Raw genomic sequence first — 19,754 nt, forward strand, 5'->3', positions numbered from 1 at the left:
TTGATTGACCGCCTATCCATCCCGACACCTCTTCGGTGTACCGCTATGGTGCGGGGCTTCCGGCGAAGCAAGCTAAATGTGCGTAAACACATTTGAACATGGGTTAGCTATTTTGGATAGTTTTCATTCAATAGTTTTATTGACAATAGTAGCTTTTTATGTATGCTTAAATTCATCCGTTTCTTCCCACACAAAGTTGCCATAACCGCTTTAGTAACAATAGTTGTAACGGTGGGGTTAAGCCTGAAACAGCCCGTTCGGATACAAGCGCAGTTGAGCAATACCTCCATCAGTTCTCAGTTACCTGATCAATGGGAATCCGCGCCATTGCCTAATTCTGGTGATTCAAGTCTACCAGATAGCCGCAATTTACCGTTTGCGGGTTGCCTAAGCAGTTATCCCGTCGCCTTAGTACCAGCATCTGGTATGGGACAGACAATTGCGGAGTATCCCACTATCTTTTGGTATCTACCCCAAACGAGGGCTTGGGGCATGGAGTTTAAGCTAACAGATAGTGATAATCAGGAAATTTACTCGACCAAGTACGCCTTTGCCCGTTACACCCCAAAAGATTATCAGGGTACAAACGCACAATTGGTGGTTGGCACTCCAGGCATACTCAGTTTAACTCTACCAAGATTAGATGGTAGCTCTCTGCCGCTGAAAGTGGGTCAAGAGTATGACTGGATTGTCAGAGTAATCTGTAATCCCAATGATCCATCCGGTGATGTTTATATGGCAGGCACAATCGAGCGAGTGTCAATTGACCCTACCCTAGCCCGTCGCTTACAGCAAGCACCACCTGAGGAACGTGTGGTACTTTATGCAAAGGAACGACTTTGGTACGAGGCATTAGAGATTTTGGTTAAACTCCGGCGCGATCGCCCCAACGATCAGGCGGTGATTACAGCTTGGAACAAACTGCTCAAGTCTGTAGGGCTAGATATAATTGCCCAACCCTTTGTCAGGGAAAGTAGCACATTAATCAAGCAGGACGACAGAAGTTTGTGATCACCGCTTCTGGGTGCAGGGGTTCTCCAGGCGCTCCAGGTGCGGGGGAGACAAGGAAGAATTTCCCGGTTCACCCATTTCCAATCCCCTCTTTCCCACTTGAAGGAGACAAGAGAGAAGATAAAGAAGATTTTATATCTTTACAAAGAATTTAATTTTTCAGGCGATAAAGGTACAGAAATCAGGAATCGGCTTTAAGAGTGATGAAGATTTAGATAAGAGTGGAAACAAAGTTCCGGAATTGCCTATGTCTAAAGTTAAAATATTAACAATCTAAAACAAGGGTACTGGCATAACCAAGGTTCATCGTCGGACTCAAAGCGTACTAGCCGTGCTGGCGGTGCTGACGACAAACTCCTAATTCAGCAACAGTCCACTAAAGGCAGATGCTTGAGTGACCCAGCTAACTGATAATGTTTGACGGAAACTAACCAAAGTCTGGAACATTGGCTTCTGCTATAACATCTATATACTAAGGACTCGGTTCTACGAGTGTATATCTGAATTATGACTTGTTTCACCCGCTTATCAAACCTAACATTTTTAACCATCGCGTTGACACTAGGGCTAGCGACCAATCTAGTCGCTCAAGTGCCAACCCAGGTTAGAACTACCTCTTTGGGTGCTCAACTACCGGATCAGTGGGGCTTCAGAACTCCAGACGGTTCAACGGCCGATCAGATTCCTGTAAATCGAGAAGCTGGTGGAACGCGAGGTCCAGAGTGTACCCCGCCTGATCAATCACTAATAGCTTTAGTTCCAGAATCGTTGATCGGCAAAACGTTGGCAGAATATCCCAAATTATTCTGGTATATGCCACCAACAACTGCATCGGCAGTTGAGTTTGTACTCTGGAACGCTAGTGATGAAGAAATTTACCGGGTTAAGTATTCCTTGAAGCCGTCGGCGACAGGGGAGACAAATAAGCCCAGAATTATGAGCCTAGACATTCCCACCTCTGCCAATCTTGCTCCCCTGAAAGCGAATCAGCTATATTACTGGCAATTAGTACTGGTTTGCAACCCTATGGAGCGTTCAGCCGATATTGTAGTGGGTGGTGGGATTAAGCGGGTTGAACCGAGTCCAACGTTAACCATGCGGATTCAACAGGCAACTCCCCAAGAACGAGTAGCCCTCTATGCCCAGGAATTGCTCTGGTATGACACGTTAGAGACATTGGTAGAACTCCATCAGGATTTTCCCAATGATCGCAACGTGCAAGCCGCATGGAACAAGTTATTGTACTCAGTTGGCTTACAAAGTCTTTCTGAGCAATTGAATCCAAACAGGAGTGCCACTTTACCTGAATCGTTGTCCAACTCAGGAGATAGTTCTGTTGAATAAAACAATCAATATCAAGATAGGGAAAAATTAATATAAAGATTCAGATAAGAGGGGAATTATGGGTGTCAGTTCACTCCCTATCTCACGCTAAAATAGAAATATTCAGGCAAATCATTTAAGTAAAAACCTGAAAATTCTGCAATTATCACCCCCTTTGTAGGAAGGTTAAGTGTCTGCTTAGACATATTGTTCCAAAAGCAAGACTCTGATTAAGTAGGAGTTCTAAATTATTATGGCTTGGTTTACTCGTTCATCCCGTTTTACTGTAGTAGCTTTAGGGTTAACCCTAGGACTTGTGGCTAATATTGCCACCGGGGTACAAGCACAGTTAGGAGATTCACCCCTCAGCCGCGAAATCCCTACCGAATGGGAATTCACTCCATCAGACAGGCAAGGTGCTAGTCTTCCAGGTAATAGAGAAGGTGGTGGTACAAGAGGACCTTGTATTACTGAAAACACAGGTCGAGTTCCGATCGCATTGGTTCCTGAGTCTGGTGTCGGCAAAACCATAGCCGAGTATCCTACTCTCTCCTGGTATCTACCGAAAAACACAGGTTGGGGGGTAGAGTTGTTGGTGCAAAATGCCAATGGTGAGGAAATTTACTCCACGAAGTACGCCTTCGCCCATGACACCGATCAAAAATACGTTGTTGATACCCCCGGTATCATGAGCTTAACGCTGCCTAACTTAGAAAGTAGTGTTCTTCCCCCAGAGACTGGTAAGCAATATAAATGGCAGTTAAGGTTAATATGCAATACCAATGATCGCTCTGGTGATGTCTATGTCGATGGTGTATTCGAGCGCGTGGAACCCGATCCCAATCTGGCACGCCGCCTCCAACAAGCAACGCCGGAACAGCGAGTGGGTATCTATGCTCAGGAACGACTTTGGTATGATGCGCTCAATACCTTAGTGGAACTGCGTCGCACTCGCCCCAATGATCCCACTTTAAAGGCGGCATGGAGCCGACTGCTCAGTTCAGTAGGACTAGAGCAAATTGTCGAAGAACCAGTAGCTCAGAAGGCAAGAACAAATCCGAACTAATTACTGAGTCACCGTCATGGTATCAATGCGACATCGTTTTTGCCGATTTTCTCTGGCTGTGGGGGTAAAACTAGGGCTATTTGCCGTAAGCTTTGCCCTGATCCACAGCCCCCAAATTCTCCAGGCTCAAGGAATACCCCAAACCTGGACAACCAACAAATACCAACCCCCCAGAGGAATCGGCGCACCGAGTCGTGTTGAAGGAGGGGCAACCCGAGGTTCTGGGGGCAATTGCCCTGTTGTAGGGAAACCCTTAACGGCTTTAATCCCTAGCGATGGCTTTGGTACAACCGTTGCGGCTTATCCTAGCTTTTTTGTTTACCTACCCGCTTCACTTGCTCCCAGCACAACCTTACCCGTTGAGTTTGTCCTGGAGGATAGCGAGGGAAATCTGGTTTATCAAAGCCAGTTCCGGACTAACGGCAAGTCAGGCATAATCACATTGAATCTACCTCACGACGTTAGCTTATTACCCTTGGCGGTGGGTGAGGATTATCGTTGGTCTTTCTCAATTCTGTGCCCACCCCAAGACGAACGCTCTAATGATTTGGTGGTTGAAGGATGGGTGAGACGGGTAGCACTCGATCCTACCCTAGAAACTCAGTTAGCACAGGCATCACCGATAAAAAAAGTGGAACTCTATGCTGAGGAAGAACTTTGGCAGGATACTCTAGCACAGCTCATTGAACTGCGCCGCAACTATCCGAGTGATTCAGAAGTGACGAATCAGTGGGTTAAGCTTTTGAATGCGGCGGGACTTAGCAATCTGGTGGGTGAGTCACTGGCGTCTCAGAAAACTCCTGTTAATGTACCCTTACCTTCGGCACAACCATAATTATAGCAGTAGCCAAGGTCATTAGGACCTCAGACGAATGCCGTTTATTGTTTCGATGCAAGCAGGCGTGTCCTAATCGTTGTAGCGGTTGCTATACAACGAATGCACTAAAATAGCGTAATCGATTTTACCCACCATCAGTAGGGGCAGGACATGTCTTGCTTCTACTGACTCATATAATATTTAATTTGTCAACTTTTTCCGGCTCGATTGGTGATCTAAGAAAACTATCGCTAAACTTGTTGACATCTTACCCAACTAACTCCTGTAAGCAACCCCGGTCTAAAGACACGGAGTTTCCCGCAACGGAAGAGTTTTTATGAGACAAGCCGTCAATCCAATAACTGACTCAGTTGGAAAGACTTTACCTGGAATGATTCTGACTTGTCTTCTAGAGATAGCAGCAGTGTTATAGTAGTGTCAACCCCCAATCGGGTGATATTTACTGCAAACCAATCCAGTTGAGCCAACCGACAGTTTAACCAAGAGAGAGGGAAAAGCATGGCAGAAATCAGCAAAGACCAAATGCGCGAGCGACTGGGTAATATTGACCAAATCCGGGATATCATCTTCGGCGCTCAATTACGAGAGTACGATAGCCGAATTGACAAAATTGAGTCGAACCTCACGTTGATCCAACAAGAAATGCGCGATCGCATTGAGCAAACCAAGACTGTTTATGTGACGGAGCTACGAGCTGCTGTAGATTCCCTGGAGAAAAAACTGAAGTCGCTGAATATGACAGTGCAAAACGAGAATGCTGAGATTCGGCAAACCATCGATATAGTCAACAAAAAGTTTTCTGGGAATTTGGAATCCCTTGATAATAGCTTAGAAAAACAAACCAATAATTTGCATAACGAACTCTCAGAAACTCGGGAAAAACTTCAAGAAGACCTTAGAAGCCTAAGATCCTATGTTTTTGAAGAACTAGAACGACGATTTTCCCTGATTAATGATGGCAAAATTGATAAAGATGATATGGCAGATATTTTGTTTGAATTAGGATTAAGAATTAAAGGAACGGAATTTGCTCCTGAGCTGAAAGAAGCAGCAGGTAATAATGTAGACGTTGATGTTCGGCTTTTAGAAGCGAGTCCCTTGTCTCAGTAAGAGGCGAGATGACAGATGAATTGTTGTCATTCACTCAAGTTGCTTGTTATCACTGGGAGCGTGTCAGGGAAAGCTCATAATCTTCAAGCTAACCTGCTCTCGTTGGATTTCGTACCTCAACCCAACCTACTTGCGTTGACATGCTCCCGTTATCACTATTAGTCCCAACGTTCAGCCAAATGTTGGCTCAAAGCTAGTAATGTAGTGGATGTCCTCGATAAATAGGATTAGAATTGAGTCAAACTTGGCATTTGACTCAATTCTGCATCTACGGAACTCGGTGCCAATATAGGACAAGGCAGGATCAAATTATGGCTTTACCAGAAAAAAAGGGATCTGCCATATCCCAGCTAGAGGGTTTGCTGGATTTATTGATGGATTTACAGAATCCTAACTCAACTGAAGCCGCCGCAACAGAAATGTCTTCCGCAAAGGAGAACGGGAAAATTCAGGATGAACCCCACACTGATCAGTTAAAGAGACAGAAAGTGGACAAAACCGGGGAAGCAGAGGAAGCAAGTAAAGACGTAGCAGGTTACGGCGGGAAAGCAGGGGGAGAAGAAAGTAGAGCTTATCCAAGTAGCATTGGCTCAGATGCCACTAGTATAGAGGAATTAGAGCCTGAGTCCTTACAGCCTGTTGCTTCCCCCTTAGAAGGGAAAGTCCAGCGATTGAATCAATTCCCGTTCAATACTACATCAATCCAATCGTCTGATTTAACCATCAATGACGACACCAAAAAGCGAGATGCTTTCTCTGAGTTATCTCAACCTGAAGAAACGCCTGAAGAAACATTTAATGCTTTTTACTTAAGTCCCTCGGATAACCAACAAGCGGAAAATCCCGAACTCTTATCGCCGTTACCGTCACTCCATCCATCTCAGGTTAATGGGACACACCAAAACACTACGGATCATTTCGCTTCAGAGGAGACTCTAACCGGATTAGAGGGTTTATCAAATGGGGGAATTGAATCGTTACTTGATCATCCGACTACTGCGTCATCATCTTCCCAAAACTCTAACCCCTTAAATCAATCTCAGATCAACCCAACCTCACCTGAAAACCTGTCTGAAGAACCTAACGAATCCAGCGATTCTTCCATCTCTGATAAACTCTTAATAGCGCTAGGAGAATTGAATAAATCGCAATTAGATTCATCAGAAAACGGCACGTACTCATCCCATTTAAGTGAATCCAATCAGCCGCAAGCTGAGAAATATGAACAGTCTACAGAATCATCATCCCAGCTTCAATATAAACCTGATAACTATAGCCAGGAATCAATATTAGCTTATGATGTAGATATAGAGGATGAATTTGAACGCTTGCAAAAATTACTACTGACGCCAGATCTTCTCGATTCACAAGAAGGCATTGAACTGCTCAAGGAAAAATTTTCAGCTCTAGAAAATCAGATATACGATCCGACAAATTTAATTAAACTACTTTTGCCTTTAATTACTCAGATTTTAAGCATGAAAATCGCTGAAGCCAGAGAAGAAATGGCAAGTGCGATCGCGCCAATTGTGGATCAGATGATCGAGGCGAAAACAAAAGAAGATAAACAGGGAATCTGTTCCGCCTTGGCGCCGATTATTCCATCCGCTGTTAACTATCAAATTCTCAGCAATCCGGGGGAATTTGCCCGGGCAATTGCCCCGGAAATGAGTGCGGCAATTAAAGAACAAATTGAGATAGAACGGGATACAATGGTAGACGCCCTTTATCCAGTCATGGGGGGAACGTTCTATAAATATTTATCGGAAGCAATGCGGGCGATTGACCAGAAAGTGGAAAACTCCCTAAGTATGGAGGGAATTAGTCGCAAAATTCGGGCACGAAGCCAGGGAATCTCTGAGGCAGAACTCATCTTTAAAGAGTCAATGCCATTCACCATCCAGGCGATTTTTCTGATTCACAAAGCATCAGGATTAGTGATTGCTGAAGTTCAACCCTTTGGCAAACAACATTTGGAGTCAGATATGGTGGCGGGGATGTTGACAGCCATTCGCAGTTTTGTGAATGATTGTATTATTCAATCTGGTGAAATATCAGAACTCGATCGCATCGAATATGGACATTGTGACATTCTCCTGGAAGTCGCCGGGTACTGTTATCTCGCCGTGGTGACGCAAGGCGATCCCCCACAGTCATTTATCGATAAAATACGCGACGCCTTGAGTACCATTGTTCTCCGCCATGGGAAGGCGATGGAATTATTTGATGGAGATCCGGATAATGTACCGGCTCAAATCCCGTCACTTCTGGAATCATTGACCCTGGTTAATCCCAAATCAGAACAGTCGCCGCGTAAAGTTCCTGTAGCCTTGTTAAGCCTTTGTGCTTCTGTATTGGGTCTGATTTTTATTCCTTGGGGTTTTTATCTGCATCAAAGTGGTATTAATCATCAGTTTGAGGAAGAAACCGCCGTGGCTTTGGCATCTGATCCCGAACTCGCTGTTTATCGTTTAAATGTCGAAGCACAAGGCGATACGATTACGTTGTCTGGTAAATTGCCGAATCAATATCTGGTCGAAAAAGCGGGACAAATTGCCCAAAAGACTATACCCAATGGTGAGATAGAAAATGATATCATTGCCATCAAAGTTCCACCTGATCCAGTTGAAGTAGCCGCCGAGGTTGAGCGAGTTACCGCTATTCTCAATCAAACCGAACGTTTGGCAATTTGGACAAACTTCCAGGACGGTAAAGTTACTGTAGAAGGCAGTGTAATTCAGGTCAAAGATGCCCAGAAAATTACCGAAGCGTTGCAGGAAATTCCCGGAGTGGACTCTGTAACCAACACCGTGCAACTACAACCTCTAGCCTTAGCCTCTCGCATCTACTTCGATCTCGATTCCGCTGAATTAGAAGCGTCAGAACAAGACAAAATGGACGCTTTGACAGAATTCCTCAAAGATTACCCCAACCAATCACTCCGAGTCATTGGTCATAGTGATCCGAGTGGTACACCTTTAGAAAATCAAGGATTAGCCCTAGAACGGGCAAAAACCGTGGCTGAGGTATTAGTGCGTCAGGGAATTGATGCTAGACGCTTAGAAATATCCGGAACCACCAAACCCCCCGCAGGCGTGTATGTTGATGAACCCCATAAGTACAGCCGATTTGTTGAATTTGAGGCGATTACACGTTGAAAGTATGCCCGACTAGGGAAGCGAAGGGTCAAAAGTCAAAAATTATTCCCTGAACCAATAACCAATGACCAATAACCAATGGCTAAAATATCCAAGAAAATTTGTCTCGTCGGTGACTTTGGCGTGGGCAAAACCAGCTTAATTCGCCGCTTCGTCGAAGGTCAGTTTAGCGATCAGTATCTATCTACTGTCGGTGTGAAGATCTCCCGGAAAATATTAGAATCCGTAAATTTACAGCTACTCATCTGGGACTTGGAAGGACATACTAAATTTAAATCAATCGCTCCCAGTTACTTACAGGGGGCGAGTGGTGTCATCGTCGTTGCTGATGTCAGCCGCATGGAAACCATTGAGCGATTAGATGAACATGTTAACCTATTTTTATCGGTTAATCCTAAAGGTACAATTGCCATTGCCTTAAATAAATCGGATTTAGTCGAACCGGTAAAACTTAACGAACTGGTTCAAATCGTTCAGGATAAAGACTTAAATCCAACATCAGGACTTTATCGAACCTCAGCGAAAACAGGTGTATACGTCGATGAAATTTTTGGACAACTTGCTTATAAAATATTAAACGCTTAGGATTTTTATGCCGTTCTGTAAACACAGATTACCCAGATTGAATGAAACTCTCAACAGCGAAACGTAAGAGTCTAAACTCGCCCCTACTTCAAAACTATGACTTGTCCTATTCAAACCCTACCGACGGAGGTTGTTAACTTAATTGCGGCTGGCGAGGTGATTGATTCATTAGCCGCCGTGGTACGAGAATTGGTAGAAAATTCTTTGGATGCAGGGGCGACGCGCATCTCGGTGGCTGTATGGTTTGATCTATGGCGTGTGCGTGTGGCAGATAATGGCACGGGTATGGACTTGACAGATTTACAAAAAGCTGCGTCAGCGCACAGTACGAGCAAAATTCAAAGTCGCGATGATTTGTACAAGATTACCAGTCTAGGATTTCGTGGTGAAGCCTTGCATAGTATTGCGGCGTTAGCAGAATTAGAGATATGCAGCCGACTAACAGGTACGTTGGAGGGATGGCGCTGTGCGTATAATACTCAGGGGGAAACAGAAGGCACAGAAGCGGTTGCGATCGCGCCGGGTACAGTAGTGAGTGTCTCGAATCTATTTGGCAAGTGGCGTCTGCGTCGTCAGGGATTACCGTCGAGGAGCCAACAACAACGAATGGTACAAGCCACGGTTCAAAATATAGCCCTTTGCTATCCATCAGTTACCTGGCAAGTTCAGCAAAACGATCGCTCCTGGTTTACAATAAGTCCGGGTAAAACGGCTCAACAGATCATCCCGCAACTCCTCAAACAAGTGCGCGTGCATGATTTGCAGCAATTAACCGTAGATGTTCCCACACCAGAGGGGGGGAGCGGAGGAGCCGGGGAGATAAGGGAGTTGACTTACAACTCAATCCTAAAGACGCGCCATGGGGCGTCTCTACATTTAGTGTTAGGATTACCCGATCGCTGTCACCGTCACCGCCCAGATTGGGTTAAAGTAGCCACCAATGGACGATTAGTGCGATCGCCAGAATTGGAACAGACGATTCTAACCGCCATGGCGAGAACCTTACCGCGCGATCGCTATCCGATTTGTTTTATTCACCTACAAATTTGCCCTAGTCAAATTGATTGGAATCGTCATCCCGCCAAAGCAGAGATTTATCTGCATTCTCTTTCCTATTGGCAAGAACAAATTAGCCAAGCCATTGAAAAAGCCTTGCGGATTGGGGCGGAAAATTTCGGCACCGCCTCTCAATCCCATCGTGTCGGCAAATTACTGACAGCCTCGGCAAAAAAGGGTGTCTATCACCTGGATGAATCACCAAAACAGGAGCGTAATACTTCGGATATTGGCTTAGTGGAATTAAAAGCCGTTGCCCAGGTGCGTAACATGTATATTCTGGCAGAACATGATACAGGAATGTGGTTAATTGAGCAGCATATTGCCCATGAGCGAGTCTTGTACGAAAAACTGCGCGATCGCTGGCAACTTGTTCCCCTAGAACCGCCTGTGATTCTCAACCATTTAACCCCAGTTCAACTCGAACAACTGCAACGGATTGGGTTAGAAATAGAACCCTTTGGCGATCAAATGTGGGCAGTTCGTAACGCACCCGCCCTGCTGCACCAGCGAGACGACTGTGCTGATGCCCTATTAGAACTCAGTTTAGGTGGAGATTTACAAAACGCGCAAGTTGCCACAGCTTGTCGCAGTGCAATTCGCAATGGCACACCCTTAACGTTAGACCAGATGCAGACATTATTAAATCAATGGAAAATGACTCGCCACCCCCGCACCTGTCCCCACGGGCGCCCGATTTACTTACCCCTAGAAGAATCAGCGCTAGCTCGTTTTTTCCGTCGTCATTGGGTGATTGGCAAAAGCCATGGCATTTAACGTTTGTAGTTGCGCTGTCTTCGCCATAATCGTATTGCTAGAGTCGTTAACTTAAGCCCTGAACTAAAGTACTCAAAGAGAAGCCGATCCGCGTCTACGGGCTAAAAGCTAAAACCCGTTAAAACGGGTTCAATTTTCTGGGCGCGTTGAGGGTTGAATTGTAAGCCATAGCGCAATTCCATAACCGTGATCACGGAAACCGCAATGTCATAATAAATCCGGGTTAGCTACCCCCCTTATAACCCAGTCCGCGCAGGCGGACTTTGTTTGTGTAGCAGCGATTTCAATCGCCGTGGCAAAAGGGGATAATTTAACATGAGATTAACCCGGAAATTACGACTGTCGTATCCCATCAATAAACGCCATTCTCGCCTCAACTATATCAGACATTAGCACACAGTGCACCAGCAACTCTAAATCCAATTTAGGTAGAAACTCACTGCGCTCAACTTGCTCATAGTCATTTTCCTGAAAACGGTAGATTAAAATTTTATTCTTCTTCCAAAACCAAACTTCAGGAATTTGAAACCGCTTGTACTTTTTGAGTTTATCCGTTCCGCCACTGGTGAGAGCCACTTCAATTGCCAGATCAGGATGCTCTTTCTTTGTGCCAATATAGTAAGACTCATCGGGAGCAAAGGAAGCACCTTTCGTTTCTGCTTCACGAGTTGCATTGCCAATGGGGATAAATCGAATCCCCTTTTCAAATAAATAGGCTTCTATGAGAATCGCTATAAATTTTTTAATCATTTCATGGTCTTCACCTGTAGTCATGAACTCCACACACCCATCAAGATAAGTTAGTTTTAATCCAGGCACATCTTGCATCACGGCTTGAATTGCCTTGAATTGCTGCCAATTATAACGACCGGGTAAGATAAAATACTGATCGTTAACTGGGTTTAGTTCTTCTGTAAGTTGTATAGTCATAGCCAAGTTCAAGTTTTCAGTGGGAGTACACATAGGCGATTTAATAACAAATACTTTTAGTAATAATTAAGTACAACCCTTTTTGCCATGGCGACTGGAAGTCGCAGCTACACAAACAAAGTCCGCCTGCGCGGACTAGATTATAAAGGGGGTGGCTAACCCGGATTCGGTTTGTGTAGCCCCAGATTTTAGCTATTTGCCAAAATGGGAGGTTCTATGGAATGAATAAGCGACCAACCCCTATATAGTTTTCAATGTCCAGTACAATCTCGATGAGGCGTTCAACACATCGCTCTCGATAGTCAAATTCGTCAAGGCGATCAAGACTACCAATTGTAACCACAGGAAATGAATTTGATGTGTTTTCTTCGCGTATAACTTGTTCCAATGAATCATCACCCTTCATATTCCGGTTCGCTGTGAGAATCATCATTTGGTTGGCTTGAGCATAGCTCCAGACAAGGCGATCGCTACTATCCATCGACAATCCAGCTTCTGTAAACGTTACAAACTGGATAGACAGAAACTCCAGCCAGCCCCCTTTGGTTAAGATCCCAAGAAAAACCAGGGCATATCCATCAAGATTGTAGTCTACCAGAAAATTCATGGCGATTTTGAGGCGCGTTTGGCTTTTTGCTCCTCTAGCTTTGCCCATAAAGCTTCTTGACCTGGTTTATGTGGCATTGTGGCAATTCGGGCAAAGTGTTCGCGGTTGCGCTCTTCCCAATAGTGGCGAATTTCTTCCCTGGTTTGCAGAACGTCTTGATATTCAGCTTCTACTTGAGTGCGATTGGTTTTAAGATAAGACAATGCTGCATTAATTTGCTCATCCGTAAGGTTAAATTTATCGCGGATCAACTTAGGGGGATACTGAGCCTTCAAAAAATCCATCACATCATAGAGGGTGATGCGTGTACCTACGATAGTCAGTCCCCGTTCTGTACGGATGATTGCGGCTTTTCCATTTGATGTCAAAGTCATATCTGTAGCCTTTCTCCAACTAATTTTATATTACATCTATACAATATGAACCGTCATTTTTATTTGGGGTAAGCACAGGCGCTACCTGTAGGGGCACGGCATTGCCGTGCCCCTACCATAAATGGCGTTTGTGTGTAAGTCCTGAGTCTAACCCGCTTGCATTGGGTTACTCTACCTTTCGGGTTCTCCTAGGCGAGTACGAGAAGGCGAGAGCCTACGTTTCAAGAGTCCAACCTATCAACTAAGCTTTCTAACATTAGCTTACTAATATAATTCGATTGCTTTACGGATACGACAATAGGTTTAAACCTTGAATGAATCTGTAATCGCGTTGATTTTTAGCTCTGCCTTGTTAGCACAGCCGACAATTAATTCCATTTGTGTGACTATACTAATCGCCAAGCTAGAACTGGATTTCAAATTTTGCAAACAGATAACGGCGTCAGAAATACCACGACCAGCATCAATCAGTATGTCGGTATCTACAATAGTTGGATTAGCCACGGGATTTTGACCACTCGTTTTCTCTAACACTACGCACCCAAGCCGTACTATCAGCTAAATCTTGACGATCTCGCCACATCCCAATGAATGGATCATTGATTAAATCAACATTTTTTGCTTGAGAGATAAGTTCAGTTTCCCTGTATTTTAAAAAAAAAGCGATAAAGTTTATAACTTGACGTTGTGCTTCAGTCGGCAGGGACAAAAACTCATTCAACAACTCTTCATGTGTCATGGTGATACCTCGTTAAAACTAATGTTTAGTATTTAATTTAAAATTATAGATCATGATCACCTTGGTTTCGCGTAACGATAATAAAATTTGCTATTGTGTTGAACTTTCGTGTGACATGAGCATTGTCCAGAATGTATCGAGTCACTTGGAGGGATTATTTTTGAGCGTAGCAGGAACCCGTAGTAAAGGATTCTGAGGTTGGGCAGACTTGCCTGTTACTGACTCATTCTCTTTTGTTTCGGCTAGTTCCTTGACATTCTCTTGACGCTGCTTTTCTAGCTTCGCCTGTAAAGTTGTTCAAATAATAAACTTTGCTCTTGAACATAAAGGGCTTCAATGGATTCAAGTATTGTTTTCAGAGATAGTGAAATGGTCATAAATGCTTTTATACCCCTCATTTTTTCTCTATCATAACGAATCGTCACCAAAGAACTGTTCAAATCCTTGAGCTGGAGTTGAGACTACGATGGCAGGACTTGCAAAATAGAATCCTTGCTTCAACTTGTTCTCTTATAAGGTCTTGGCAGGTATAAAAAAGTTGTTTTTTATTCATCTTGCTATCTTCTCTCTTTGCAAGAGAAAATCAAGGTACTCCTCCAATTGTTGCTGTCTTAATTCTGATAGCTGACGCAACTTGCGTAATATGATTTCTTCCCGCTACCACTGAACAACGGGGATAATTTGCGAGGCGGCAACCTCGATTGTCACTTGAGGCACATCAAATCCTTCCAAGCTGTATCCATCCTCTTCACCTTCAGCCTTATGGTAATATTCCACAATTGTTGCAATATCTCCCCGTTTCAAATTGTATTCTGGTAAGTCCTGAGCCAGAGCAACTTGGGAAAACAGAGGGTATTGTATTTTCATGAATTAGCTCCTTCATCTGGCACTATGGAATGAATAAGCGACCAACCCCCATATAGTTTTCAATGTCCAGTACAATCTCGATGAGGCGTTCAACACATCGCTCTCGATAGTCAAATTCGTCAAGGCGCTCAAGACTACCAATTGTAACGACAGAATACATCTATGATCGCCTTTTTCAGCTTGCTTCATTGGGCGTGATATCCAAAATTTTGCTCTTAAAATAATTCTCTTCTATAACTGTCGCCAGTTTTCAGTTTGTAACCCAGGAACTCGATCAAATTCCCGTTGGTTGGCAGTGATCATGACGAGGTTGTACTGAAGGGCAGTAGCAGCAATTAGCACGTCGTAAGCGCCAATTGGCTGTCCTTGAGATCTGAGAATGGCACGAATATGAGCCACTTGTTCTGCTTCTGAAATGCCAAAAGGAAGCAGAGTAATGGAACTGAGAAAACTGGTAATAATCGGTTCAATTTTCTGAGCGCGTTGAGGGTTGAGTTGTAAGCCATAGCGCAATTCCATAACCGTGATCACGGAAACCGCAATGTCAATTGGCAGCGTTTGCTTGAGTTGGGCTTGGGTACCGGGTTCCCCTTTGATGAAGTCGCTAATGACGCAGGTATCAAGCAGGTAGCGCATTAGAATAACTCCGGTTCGCGGGGTGGTACAAGTTCATCACGATATGATTCAAATGCTGGAAAGTCAGGATCACCTTTATAGCTAAGGATAGTATCTGACCAACAGGCAACTTTGCCTTGGGTTGTTTGAGTCAGTTGACGCAAGGATTGGAGGATAAAGCTTTCAAGGGGAATATTGAGTTGGGTAGCTTGTTGAATCAGGTTTTGCTCCAGATCTTTGGGGATGTTGATTGTGATTTGCATTGGTTTTCCTTGTTAACTTATCGTAGGGTCGTGTTAAGTACATACGCTCGAACTACATTGCCGGATAAAGATATTTTTTCAGCTTGTTGGTCAAATTTATTTCTAGCTTCATCAATACTAATCTTTTGCGTTTTTTTCTTCCTTGAATCCTGAGCATCCCATTGAGGACAACTGAACCAGCCAATTAAATACAAACCATAACTACAAACATTATCTTTTAAGTAACGTTCAACAAGCTGAGTAGCCATTGCCGTCTTAACTTCACTATGCCAACACCCCTTAACTTCTATGATTACAGTTATCGAGTCATACGTTTCACCATTTGGTCGCTTTAGGACAGCATCTACATGAATATCAGTTCGCTCTCCAGGTTCATTTCCATAACCACGCCTCAGTTCTACTTCACGATTTACAATAATGCCTCTTGATTTCAAATCTTTATCAAGAAATCGTTTTACATAATCTGAAAAGGCATTTTCATCTACAGGTTTGAAAGTCTTGTCGCTAACCTTATCCCATAAATCTCTAACAGCAGGGGTTTCTCCTTGAAGTTCTAGTTCAAGACGCTTTAGAGATTCAATCAGCACATTGAGAAGTTGTTGACCATTTTGAACAAGACGCTTATCTTGATCGCTAACAAATTGAAGTAATGCTTCTGGTTCAGGTGGTTTCCAGGTTTTGCGACGTGCTAAAATCTCAGTTTCCAATAGCCTCTGTTGTAGTTTATCTTTTTGTTCTGGAAGCTCACGGATAATTTTTCGTAGTGCGTCGCAAGCTTCTGGAGTGCCTCGTTCTTGCAGGCGTTGAGGTATGTAGTTTTTCCACATCCGAACACTATCATCTGGTTTGACTACCCATGCCTCACTACCTTTGAGTTTGACATTCTCAGCAGTTTCCTTTTCAATTTGCTGTTCAGGATAGTGTTTATGTAAGAAAATATACAAATCTGCTATTTGATCTTCCTTGAGATACTGCTCTAGGTTCCCATCATATTTGACTTTGTATGACACAGATTCAAGAAATTCTCGTCCAAATCTAATATCTTTTTCTATTAAATTCCAAACATTTTTCCAACTTGAATCATCTAAATACGGCATAAGAGCATCAGCCGCAACCAGTGCCTTAGCTCGTCCTTCTTCAGATGCGATCGCTGGAAGCGTAATTAATGATATAGCCCAATCTATTGCTGCATTAAAATCACACTTGAATAAATCTGGCAAAAGTACATTTAACAGTCCAGCCGTAATTTCAGATTTTTTGATTTTATTTAATAGGGGTATCACTAATGAGTCATCTAAGGAATCTATAGTCAAGCGATATGCATAGCTGTAAACACGTTTAGGCTGATAATTATTATGAATCATTAACTCAGTAAGTTGGTGAATAAATTTATTCGGATCTGCTTGATAAGCGGCTTTGAGTATTTTCTGACAATATTCATCGTTATCTTTTGTCTCACCCAGATAAATATCTAGAACTTTGAGAATAACGGGCATCCACCTAATCCAGGTATTTTGGGGAATCTCTGAAATCAAGAATGATTCTTGCTTGGCTAGTAAGTATAGCGCTTGATAGCCAGCAAAAGAGTCAGTCGTTAAGTTATCTCCTTGTAGCAGCCCCTGAACATCTAGCTCTCCAGAATCCAGGTATAATTCCGCTGTTTTAATGATTCTCGCTTTTGTATCAGCGTCAGCTTCTGCCCATCCTGGAAGTTTTGTTAAATCTGGTGTGTCAGGAAAATAATAGTGAGTACTTGTTGGTTTTAAGGTTAATTCATTACATACTTGCCACCAACGTTCAGGTTGCTCTTGTTCTACTATTTCCAGCAATTCCACTACTCTTTGCTTTGGCGGGGGATCGAGTAAAGGTTTAGTTTCACGATGCTGCAAGATTTTTTTGTATCGTAAATAATCAGCTTTCGCTTGCTTTGCTCTCTCTGAGTCTAGTTCAATGGAAGTAATATCTAAGTCAAATTCTGTTCTCAGCACTGAGTTATAATCACGCACAATTATAATTGCATCAATGTGCTTTGTGTTCTTCCATTTCATCTTCCATCGTAGAAGTTTTGCCCAAACTCTTTGTAATTGCTTGGATGGCTCTGCCAGGAGGCGATCTATGAGCCAAAAAAAGTCTTCAGATAGAGTGATTGGTTGTATATAGTATGCAATATCTTCCTCTAGATCAGAAAACGATGAAATTATTGATTCTATAAGTTTTCGGCGCTTCTCATCCGATTCTATGAGCGGTGCTTCAGGAGTATCATCAACTGGAAGGCGAGAATCAAAAATACTGTTATATTTTTGCAACCTGAGCATGGCGACATCAGCAAAAGCAGAAAGTACACCAGGTTCATCAAGATTTTGCCAAGCCTTGATCATTATTGACTTTGACAATTCGTAAAATGGATAGTTTAGTTCGTAACCTAGGGGAAACTTTTGGTTTAACCATTTAAGAGTTGCTGGTAGATCAGCAATATTAAGTCCTTCTGTGAGTTGCCGTGCAATAAAATCTTGGTATGAACCACCTATATATCTAGATCTTGGAGACGAAATATTTGCTAGCAATTCTTCCACTGAGATATGTTTGGGCCAGACTGCCTTAAGCGCATAGCCTTTGAGCTTATCTTCTGGATCATCTTCATGCTCACCAAGCACGAGTGGTTTTAATTTTGCTTTTGTTTCCTCATCTCCAATTTTACCTAGCACTTGTGTCGCCGCATACCGAATCAAGTAAGGTTGTGATGAGTCAATGGCTACATCGGCAAGATTAGATTGAACATCTTTGACGTTGCAAGCTCTGGTAATATCAATCGCCGTAAGTCTTGATAAATCGTTTTTGCCGGAATCAGCGATGTATGCCTGAAGTTGACTCGCTATTCCTGAGTGATTCAGGTGCTGATATTGCAAAAATCTATAGGAATAAGGTAATCGATCTTCATCGTATGCTCGAAGTAACGATTCCACAAGAGTTGCTTTGTCGATGTCAGTAGCTGTCGCTATGTCACTTTGAAGTAAAACATCTGGATCTGTTTTGGCAATCTCTCGAAACAACTCAGGCATCATACTAGCTAGCCAAGCCGCTGTTTCCTGCAATTGAGGAACAACTCTCTGATCTGGATGAATAATCAGATCCAAAACTTGAGCCAAATTAAAATTGTGCTGTAGCAAATACCAGGCGGCTAAAAATTCAGCATAAGTTTGATGTGCCCATCCCATTCGATTTGTTCCGCGAGATGAAAACAGTCCAGTGTCCAAAACTTCTCTAATCGCGTGTTCAGTAACTGGGCAAACTCTTACATTAACAGTTTCACTTCCCAAACTGAGTTTTCTGAACAGAACATCTTCATCAGGAATATTTCCCAAGTCTTGCTCAATCCAAACAGCAAATCGTCTAGCAAAAACGGTGACAGCAGCAATACGGGCTGCAATAATCAGACGCTGTTCAACCTCAAGATGGTTAGGTTTTCTTTGCGGGTGATAGTTTTTATCTCTCGGTTCTTCACAAAGTACTCTACATCCTTGAAGGTAGAGATCTGCGAGGCGCTGATTTGCAGGAAACTGTCCATTGTTACGCTGAAAAATATTCACAAGGAAGTCCAGCGTAATTGGTTTGATTGCGAATGGTGCAGCACCTTTGCGATCAACCTCGTCCATAAATACAGCAGGCTCTAAGCCACATCTATCTACGGCTCTCTCTACATCAATTCGACGTAGTGGAGTCAACTCGTAGATTCTTAAATTGTCCTTCGTCCAAAGTTTTTCTAATCCTTCTTCCAAAACCTTGGGAAAAACAGCCGTCCGACATGCTATTCGGAGAGAGAGGCGACTAAGTTGCTCGCGGTATTCCTCCTTACCAAGTTCTTCAACTAGCAATGTTGCTAAGGTTTCAATCCTCAGCAAACCTTCATCCAAACTATCCAAAAATACATAGAGGCGGTGTGTACCGTTTATCCAGTCAGTGAAACGTCTAGATTCAAATAGATTGCGAACTAGCCGCTCCTCGCTGCCATAGGCTTGAAGATTGAGTGCAAGGACTTTATGGGTTTGGTTAGTTGTCCCTTCTGTATACCTTCTCAGGTTTTTCATCTCCTGAGATTTGCCGATACCTGGCTCTCCCAGTAAAACCAAGCATGGAATATCAGCGATCGCCTCAAGCGTCACAAGGTTAGTATTATAGTGCTGTCCCCATTCTGATTCTGGATCGACCAAATATCCGCGATCGCTAAGATCAATATAACCTGATCGAGGACACCAAAACCTTTTCCAATCGTAATTCCGCTCAGACATGCTGAATAACTTTAGAGAGATAAAACTCTTGTTTAAAGATCAGTTTAGCTTAAATTTAATGGCACTGACAGACAAAGAATGTTATATCCCTTAATTCTAGTAAACGATGCGAGAGTGTATGGCGAATAGAGCGCAACTACGAACCTCGC

At 43.3% G+C, this 19,754-nt stretch carries 17 protein-coding genes and 2 pseudogenes; 8 read left to right on the plus strand and 11 right to left on the minus strand.

Annotation, left to right across the window (positions count from 1 at the left end; translation table 11 throughout):
* The first annotated feature begins 162 nt into the window (after positions 1 to 162).
* The 8 genes from ACLGGO_RS19160 to mutL all read left to right on the plus strand — a co-directional run bounded on the left by ACLGGO_RS19160 (position 163) and on the right by mutL (position 10,924).
* Positions 163 to 1,011 carry a DUF928 domain-containing protein gene (locus ACLGGO_RS19160; protein WP_446420507.1) on the plus strand — a complete coding sequence of 283 codons (849 nt, stop codon included), beginning with the start codon at positions 163 to 165 and terminating at the stop codon, positions 1,009 to 1,011.
* Positions 1,012 to 1,518: 507 nt separating this feature from the next.
* The gene (locus tag ACLGGO_RS19165) at positions 1,519 to 2,355 is read left to right on the plus strand and encodes a DUF928 domain-containing protein (protein WP_446420508.1); all 837 of its coding nucleotides are present in this window, start codon (positions 1,519 to 1,521) and stop codon (positions 2,353 to 2,355) included.
* Between the two features lie 232 nt (positions 2,356 to 2,587).
* Positions 2,588 to 3,400, plus strand: coding sequence for a DUF928 domain-containing protein (locus ACLGGO_RS19170; protein WP_446339101.1), 813 nt, complete (start codon positions 2,588 to 2,590; stop codon positions 3,398 to 3,400).
* A 16-nt stretch (positions 3,401 to 3,416) separates the two neighbouring features.
* A complete protein-coding gene (locus tag ACLGGO_RS19175; protein ID WP_446339102.1) occupies positions 3,417 to 4,235 on the plus strand; it encodes a DUF928 domain-containing protein in 819 nt (272 codons plus the stop codon).
* Positions 4,236 to 4,736: 501 nt separating this feature from the next.
* Positions 4,737 to 5,348, plus strand: coding sequence for a hypothetical protein (locus tag ACLGGO_RS19180; protein WP_446334181.1), 612 nt, complete (start codon positions 4,737 to 4,739; stop codon positions 5,346 to 5,348).
* A 311-nt stretch (positions 5,349 to 5,659) separates the two neighbouring features.
* Positions 5,660 to 8,506 carry an OmpA family protein gene (locus ACLGGO_RS19185; protein ID WP_446420509.1) on the plus strand — a complete coding sequence of 949 codons (2,847 nt, stop codon included), beginning with the start codon at positions 5,660 to 5,662 and terminating at the stop codon, positions 8,504 to 8,506.
* 78 nt (positions 8,507 to 8,584) lie between these two features.
* Positions 8,585 to 9,091 carry a Rab family GTPase gene (locus ACLGGO_RS19190; protein WP_446334183.1) on the plus strand — a complete coding sequence of 169 codons (507 nt, stop codon included), beginning with the start codon at positions 8,585 to 8,587 and terminating at the stop codon, positions 9,089 to 9,091.
* Between the two features lie 96 nt (positions 9,092 to 9,187).
* Positions 9,188 to 10,924, plus strand: coding sequence for a DNA mismatch repair endonuclease MutL (gene mutL, locus ACLGGO_RS19195; protein ID WP_446420510.1), 1,737 nt, complete (start codon positions 9,188 to 9,190; stop codon positions 10,922 to 10,924).
* A gap of 110 nt (positions 10,925 to 11,034) precedes the next feature.
* Here mutL and ACLGGO_RS19200 read toward each other — a convergent pair.
* The 11 genes and pseudogenes from ACLGGO_RS19200 to ACLGGO_RS19250 form a co-directional block, all read right to left on the minus strand.
* Positions 11,035 to 11,133 (minus strand): annotated as a pseudogene (locus ACLGGO_RS19200) (type II toxin-antitoxin system VapC family toxin); the annotation flags it as partial.
* A gap of 124 nt (positions 11,134 to 11,257) precedes the next feature.
* A complete protein-coding gene (locus ACLGGO_RS19205; RefSeq protein ID WP_446420511.1) occupies positions 11,258 to 11,854 on the minus strand; it encodes a Uma2 family endonuclease in 597 nt (198 codons plus the stop codon).
* Positions 11,855 to 12,068: 214 nt separating this feature from the next.
* Complete coding sequence (locus tag ACLGGO_RS19210; RefSeq protein ID WP_446420545.1) at positions 12,069 to 12,461, minus strand: DUF5615 family PIN-like protein; 393 nt, start codon at positions 12,459 to 12,461, stop codon at positions 12,069 to 12,071.
* Positions 12,458 to 12,835, minus strand: coding sequence for a DUF433 domain-containing protein (locus tag ACLGGO_RS19215; protein ID WP_446420512.1), 378 nt, complete (start codon positions 12,833 to 12,835; stop codon positions 12,458 to 12,460). The genes ACLGGO_RS19210 and ACLGGO_RS19215 overlap by 4 nt, the downstream gene beginning before the upstream one ends.
* Positions 12,836 to 13,138: 303 nt before the next feature.
* Positions 13,139 to 13,339, minus strand: coding sequence for a hypothetical protein (locus tag ACLGGO_RS19220; protein ID WP_446420513.1), 201 nt, complete (start codon positions 13,337 to 13,339; stop codon positions 13,139 to 13,141).
* Positions 13,332 to 13,574, minus strand: a complete 243-nt coding sequence (locus ACLGGO_RS19225; RefSeq protein WP_446420514.1) for a hypothetical protein — start codon at positions 13,572 to 13,574, stop codon at positions 13,332 to 13,334. The genes ACLGGO_RS19220 and ACLGGO_RS19225 overlap by 8 nt, the downstream gene beginning before the upstream one ends.
* Before the next feature lie 657 nt (positions 13,575 to 14,231).
* Positions 14,232 to 14,441 (minus strand): DUF4926 domain-containing protein, encoded by a 210-nt coding sequence (locus ACLGGO_RS19230; RefSeq protein WP_446420515.1) that lies wholly within the window; start codon positions 14,439 to 14,441, stop codon positions 14,232 to 14,234.
* A 22-nt stretch (positions 14,442 to 14,463) separates the two neighbouring features.
* A pseudogene (locus tag ACLGGO_RS19235) lies at positions 14,464 to 14,598 on the minus strand (ACP S-malonyltransferase); the annotation flags it as partial.
* 74 nt (positions 14,599 to 14,672) lie between these two features.
* On the minus strand, positions 14,673 to 15,077 hold the full coding sequence (locus ACLGGO_RS19240) for a PIN domain-containing protein (RefSeq protein WP_446420516.1): 405 nt from the start codon (positions 15,075 to 15,077) through the stop codon (positions 14,673 to 14,675).
* Positions 15,077 to 15,319 (minus strand): hypothetical protein, encoded by a 243-nt coding sequence (locus ACLGGO_RS19245; RefSeq protein ID WP_446420517.1) that lies wholly within the window; start codon positions 15,317 to 15,319, stop codon positions 15,077 to 15,079. Before ACLGGO_RS19245 ends, ACLGGO_RS19240 begins: the two co-directional genes overlap by 1 nt.
* A gap of 17 nt (positions 15,320 to 15,336) precedes the next feature.
* The gene (locus tag ACLGGO_RS19250; protein WP_446420518.1) at positions 15,337 to 19,605 is read right to left on the minus strand and encodes an NACHT domain-containing protein; all 4,269 of its coding nucleotides are present in this window, start codon (positions 19,603 to 19,605) and stop codon (positions 15,337 to 15,339) included.
* Positions 19,606 to 19,754: the final 149 nt, after the last annotated feature.

The sequence above is a fragment of the Coleofasciculus sp. genome (assembly GCF_046565525.1).
Lineage (GTDB): Bacteria > Cyanobacteriota > Cyanobacteriia > Cyanobacteriales > Coleofasciculaceae > Coleofasciculus.

Bases quoted from the DNA above. Each gene is read 5' to 3' on its own strand.
- ACLGGO_RS19190 (WP_446334183.1), top strand. From the start codon at position 8,585: ATGGCTAAAATATCCAAGAAAATTTGTCTCGTCGGTGACTTTGGCGTG.
- ACLGGO_RS19180 (WP_446334181.1), top strand. From the start codon at position 4,737: ATGGCAGAAATCAGCAAAGACCAAATGCGCGAGCGACTGGGTAATATT.
- ACLGGO_RS19170 (WP_446339101.1), top strand. From the start codon at position 2,588: ATGGCTTGGTTTACTCGTTCATCCCGTTTTACTGTAGTAGCTTTAGGG.
- ACLGGO_RS19165 (WP_446420508.1), top strand. From the start codon at position 1,519: ATGACTTGTTTCACCCGCTTATCAAACCTAACATTTTTAACCATCGCG.
- ACLGGO_RS19210 (WP_446420545.1), bottom strand. From the start codon at position 12,461: ATGAATTTTCTGGTAGACTACAATCTTGATGGATATGCCCTGGTTTTT.
- mutL (WP_446420510.1), top strand. From the start codon at position 9,188: ATGACTTGTCCTATTCAAACCCTACCGACGGAGGTTGTTAACTTAATT.
- ACLGGO_RS19160 (WP_446420507.1), top strand. From the start codon at position 163: ATGCTTAAATTCATCCGTTTCTTCCCACACAAAGTTGCCATAACCGCT.
- ACLGGO_RS19215 (WP_446420512.1), bottom strand. From the start codon at position 12,835: ATGACTTTGACATCAAATGGAAAAGCCGCAATCATCCGTACAGAACGG.
- ACLGGO_RS19175 (WP_446339102.1), top strand. From the start codon at position 3,417: ATGGTATCAATGCGACATCGTTTTTGCCGATTTTCTCTGGCTGTGGGG.
- ACLGGO_RS19225 (WP_446420514.1), bottom strand. From the start codon at position 13,574: ATGACACATGAAGAGTTGTTGAATGAGTTTTTGTCCCTGCCGACTGAA.
- ACLGGO_RS19205 (WP_446420511.1), bottom strand. From the start codon at position 11,854: ATGACTATACAACTTACAGAAGAACTAAACCCAGTTAACGATCAGTAT.
- ACLGGO_RS19245 (WP_446420517.1), bottom strand. From the start codon at position 15,319: ATGCAAATCACAATCAACATCCCCAAAGATCTGGAGCAAAACCTGATT.
- ACLGGO_RS19250 (WP_446420518.1), bottom strand. From the start codon at position 19,605: ATGTCTGAGCGGAATTACGATTGGAAAAGGTTTTGGTGTCCTCGATCA.
- ACLGGO_RS19185 (WP_446420509.1), top strand. From the start codon at position 5,660: ATGGCTTTACCAGAAAAAAAGGGATCTGCCATATCCCAGCTAGAGGGT.
- ACLGGO_RS19230 (WP_446420515.1), bottom strand. From the start codon at position 14,441: ATGAAAATACAATACCCTCTGTTTTCCCAAGTTGCTCTGGCTCAGGAC.
- ACLGGO_RS19240 (WP_446420516.1), bottom strand. From the start codon at position 15,077: ATGCGCTACCTGCTTGATACCTGCGTCATTAGCGACTTCATCAAAGGG.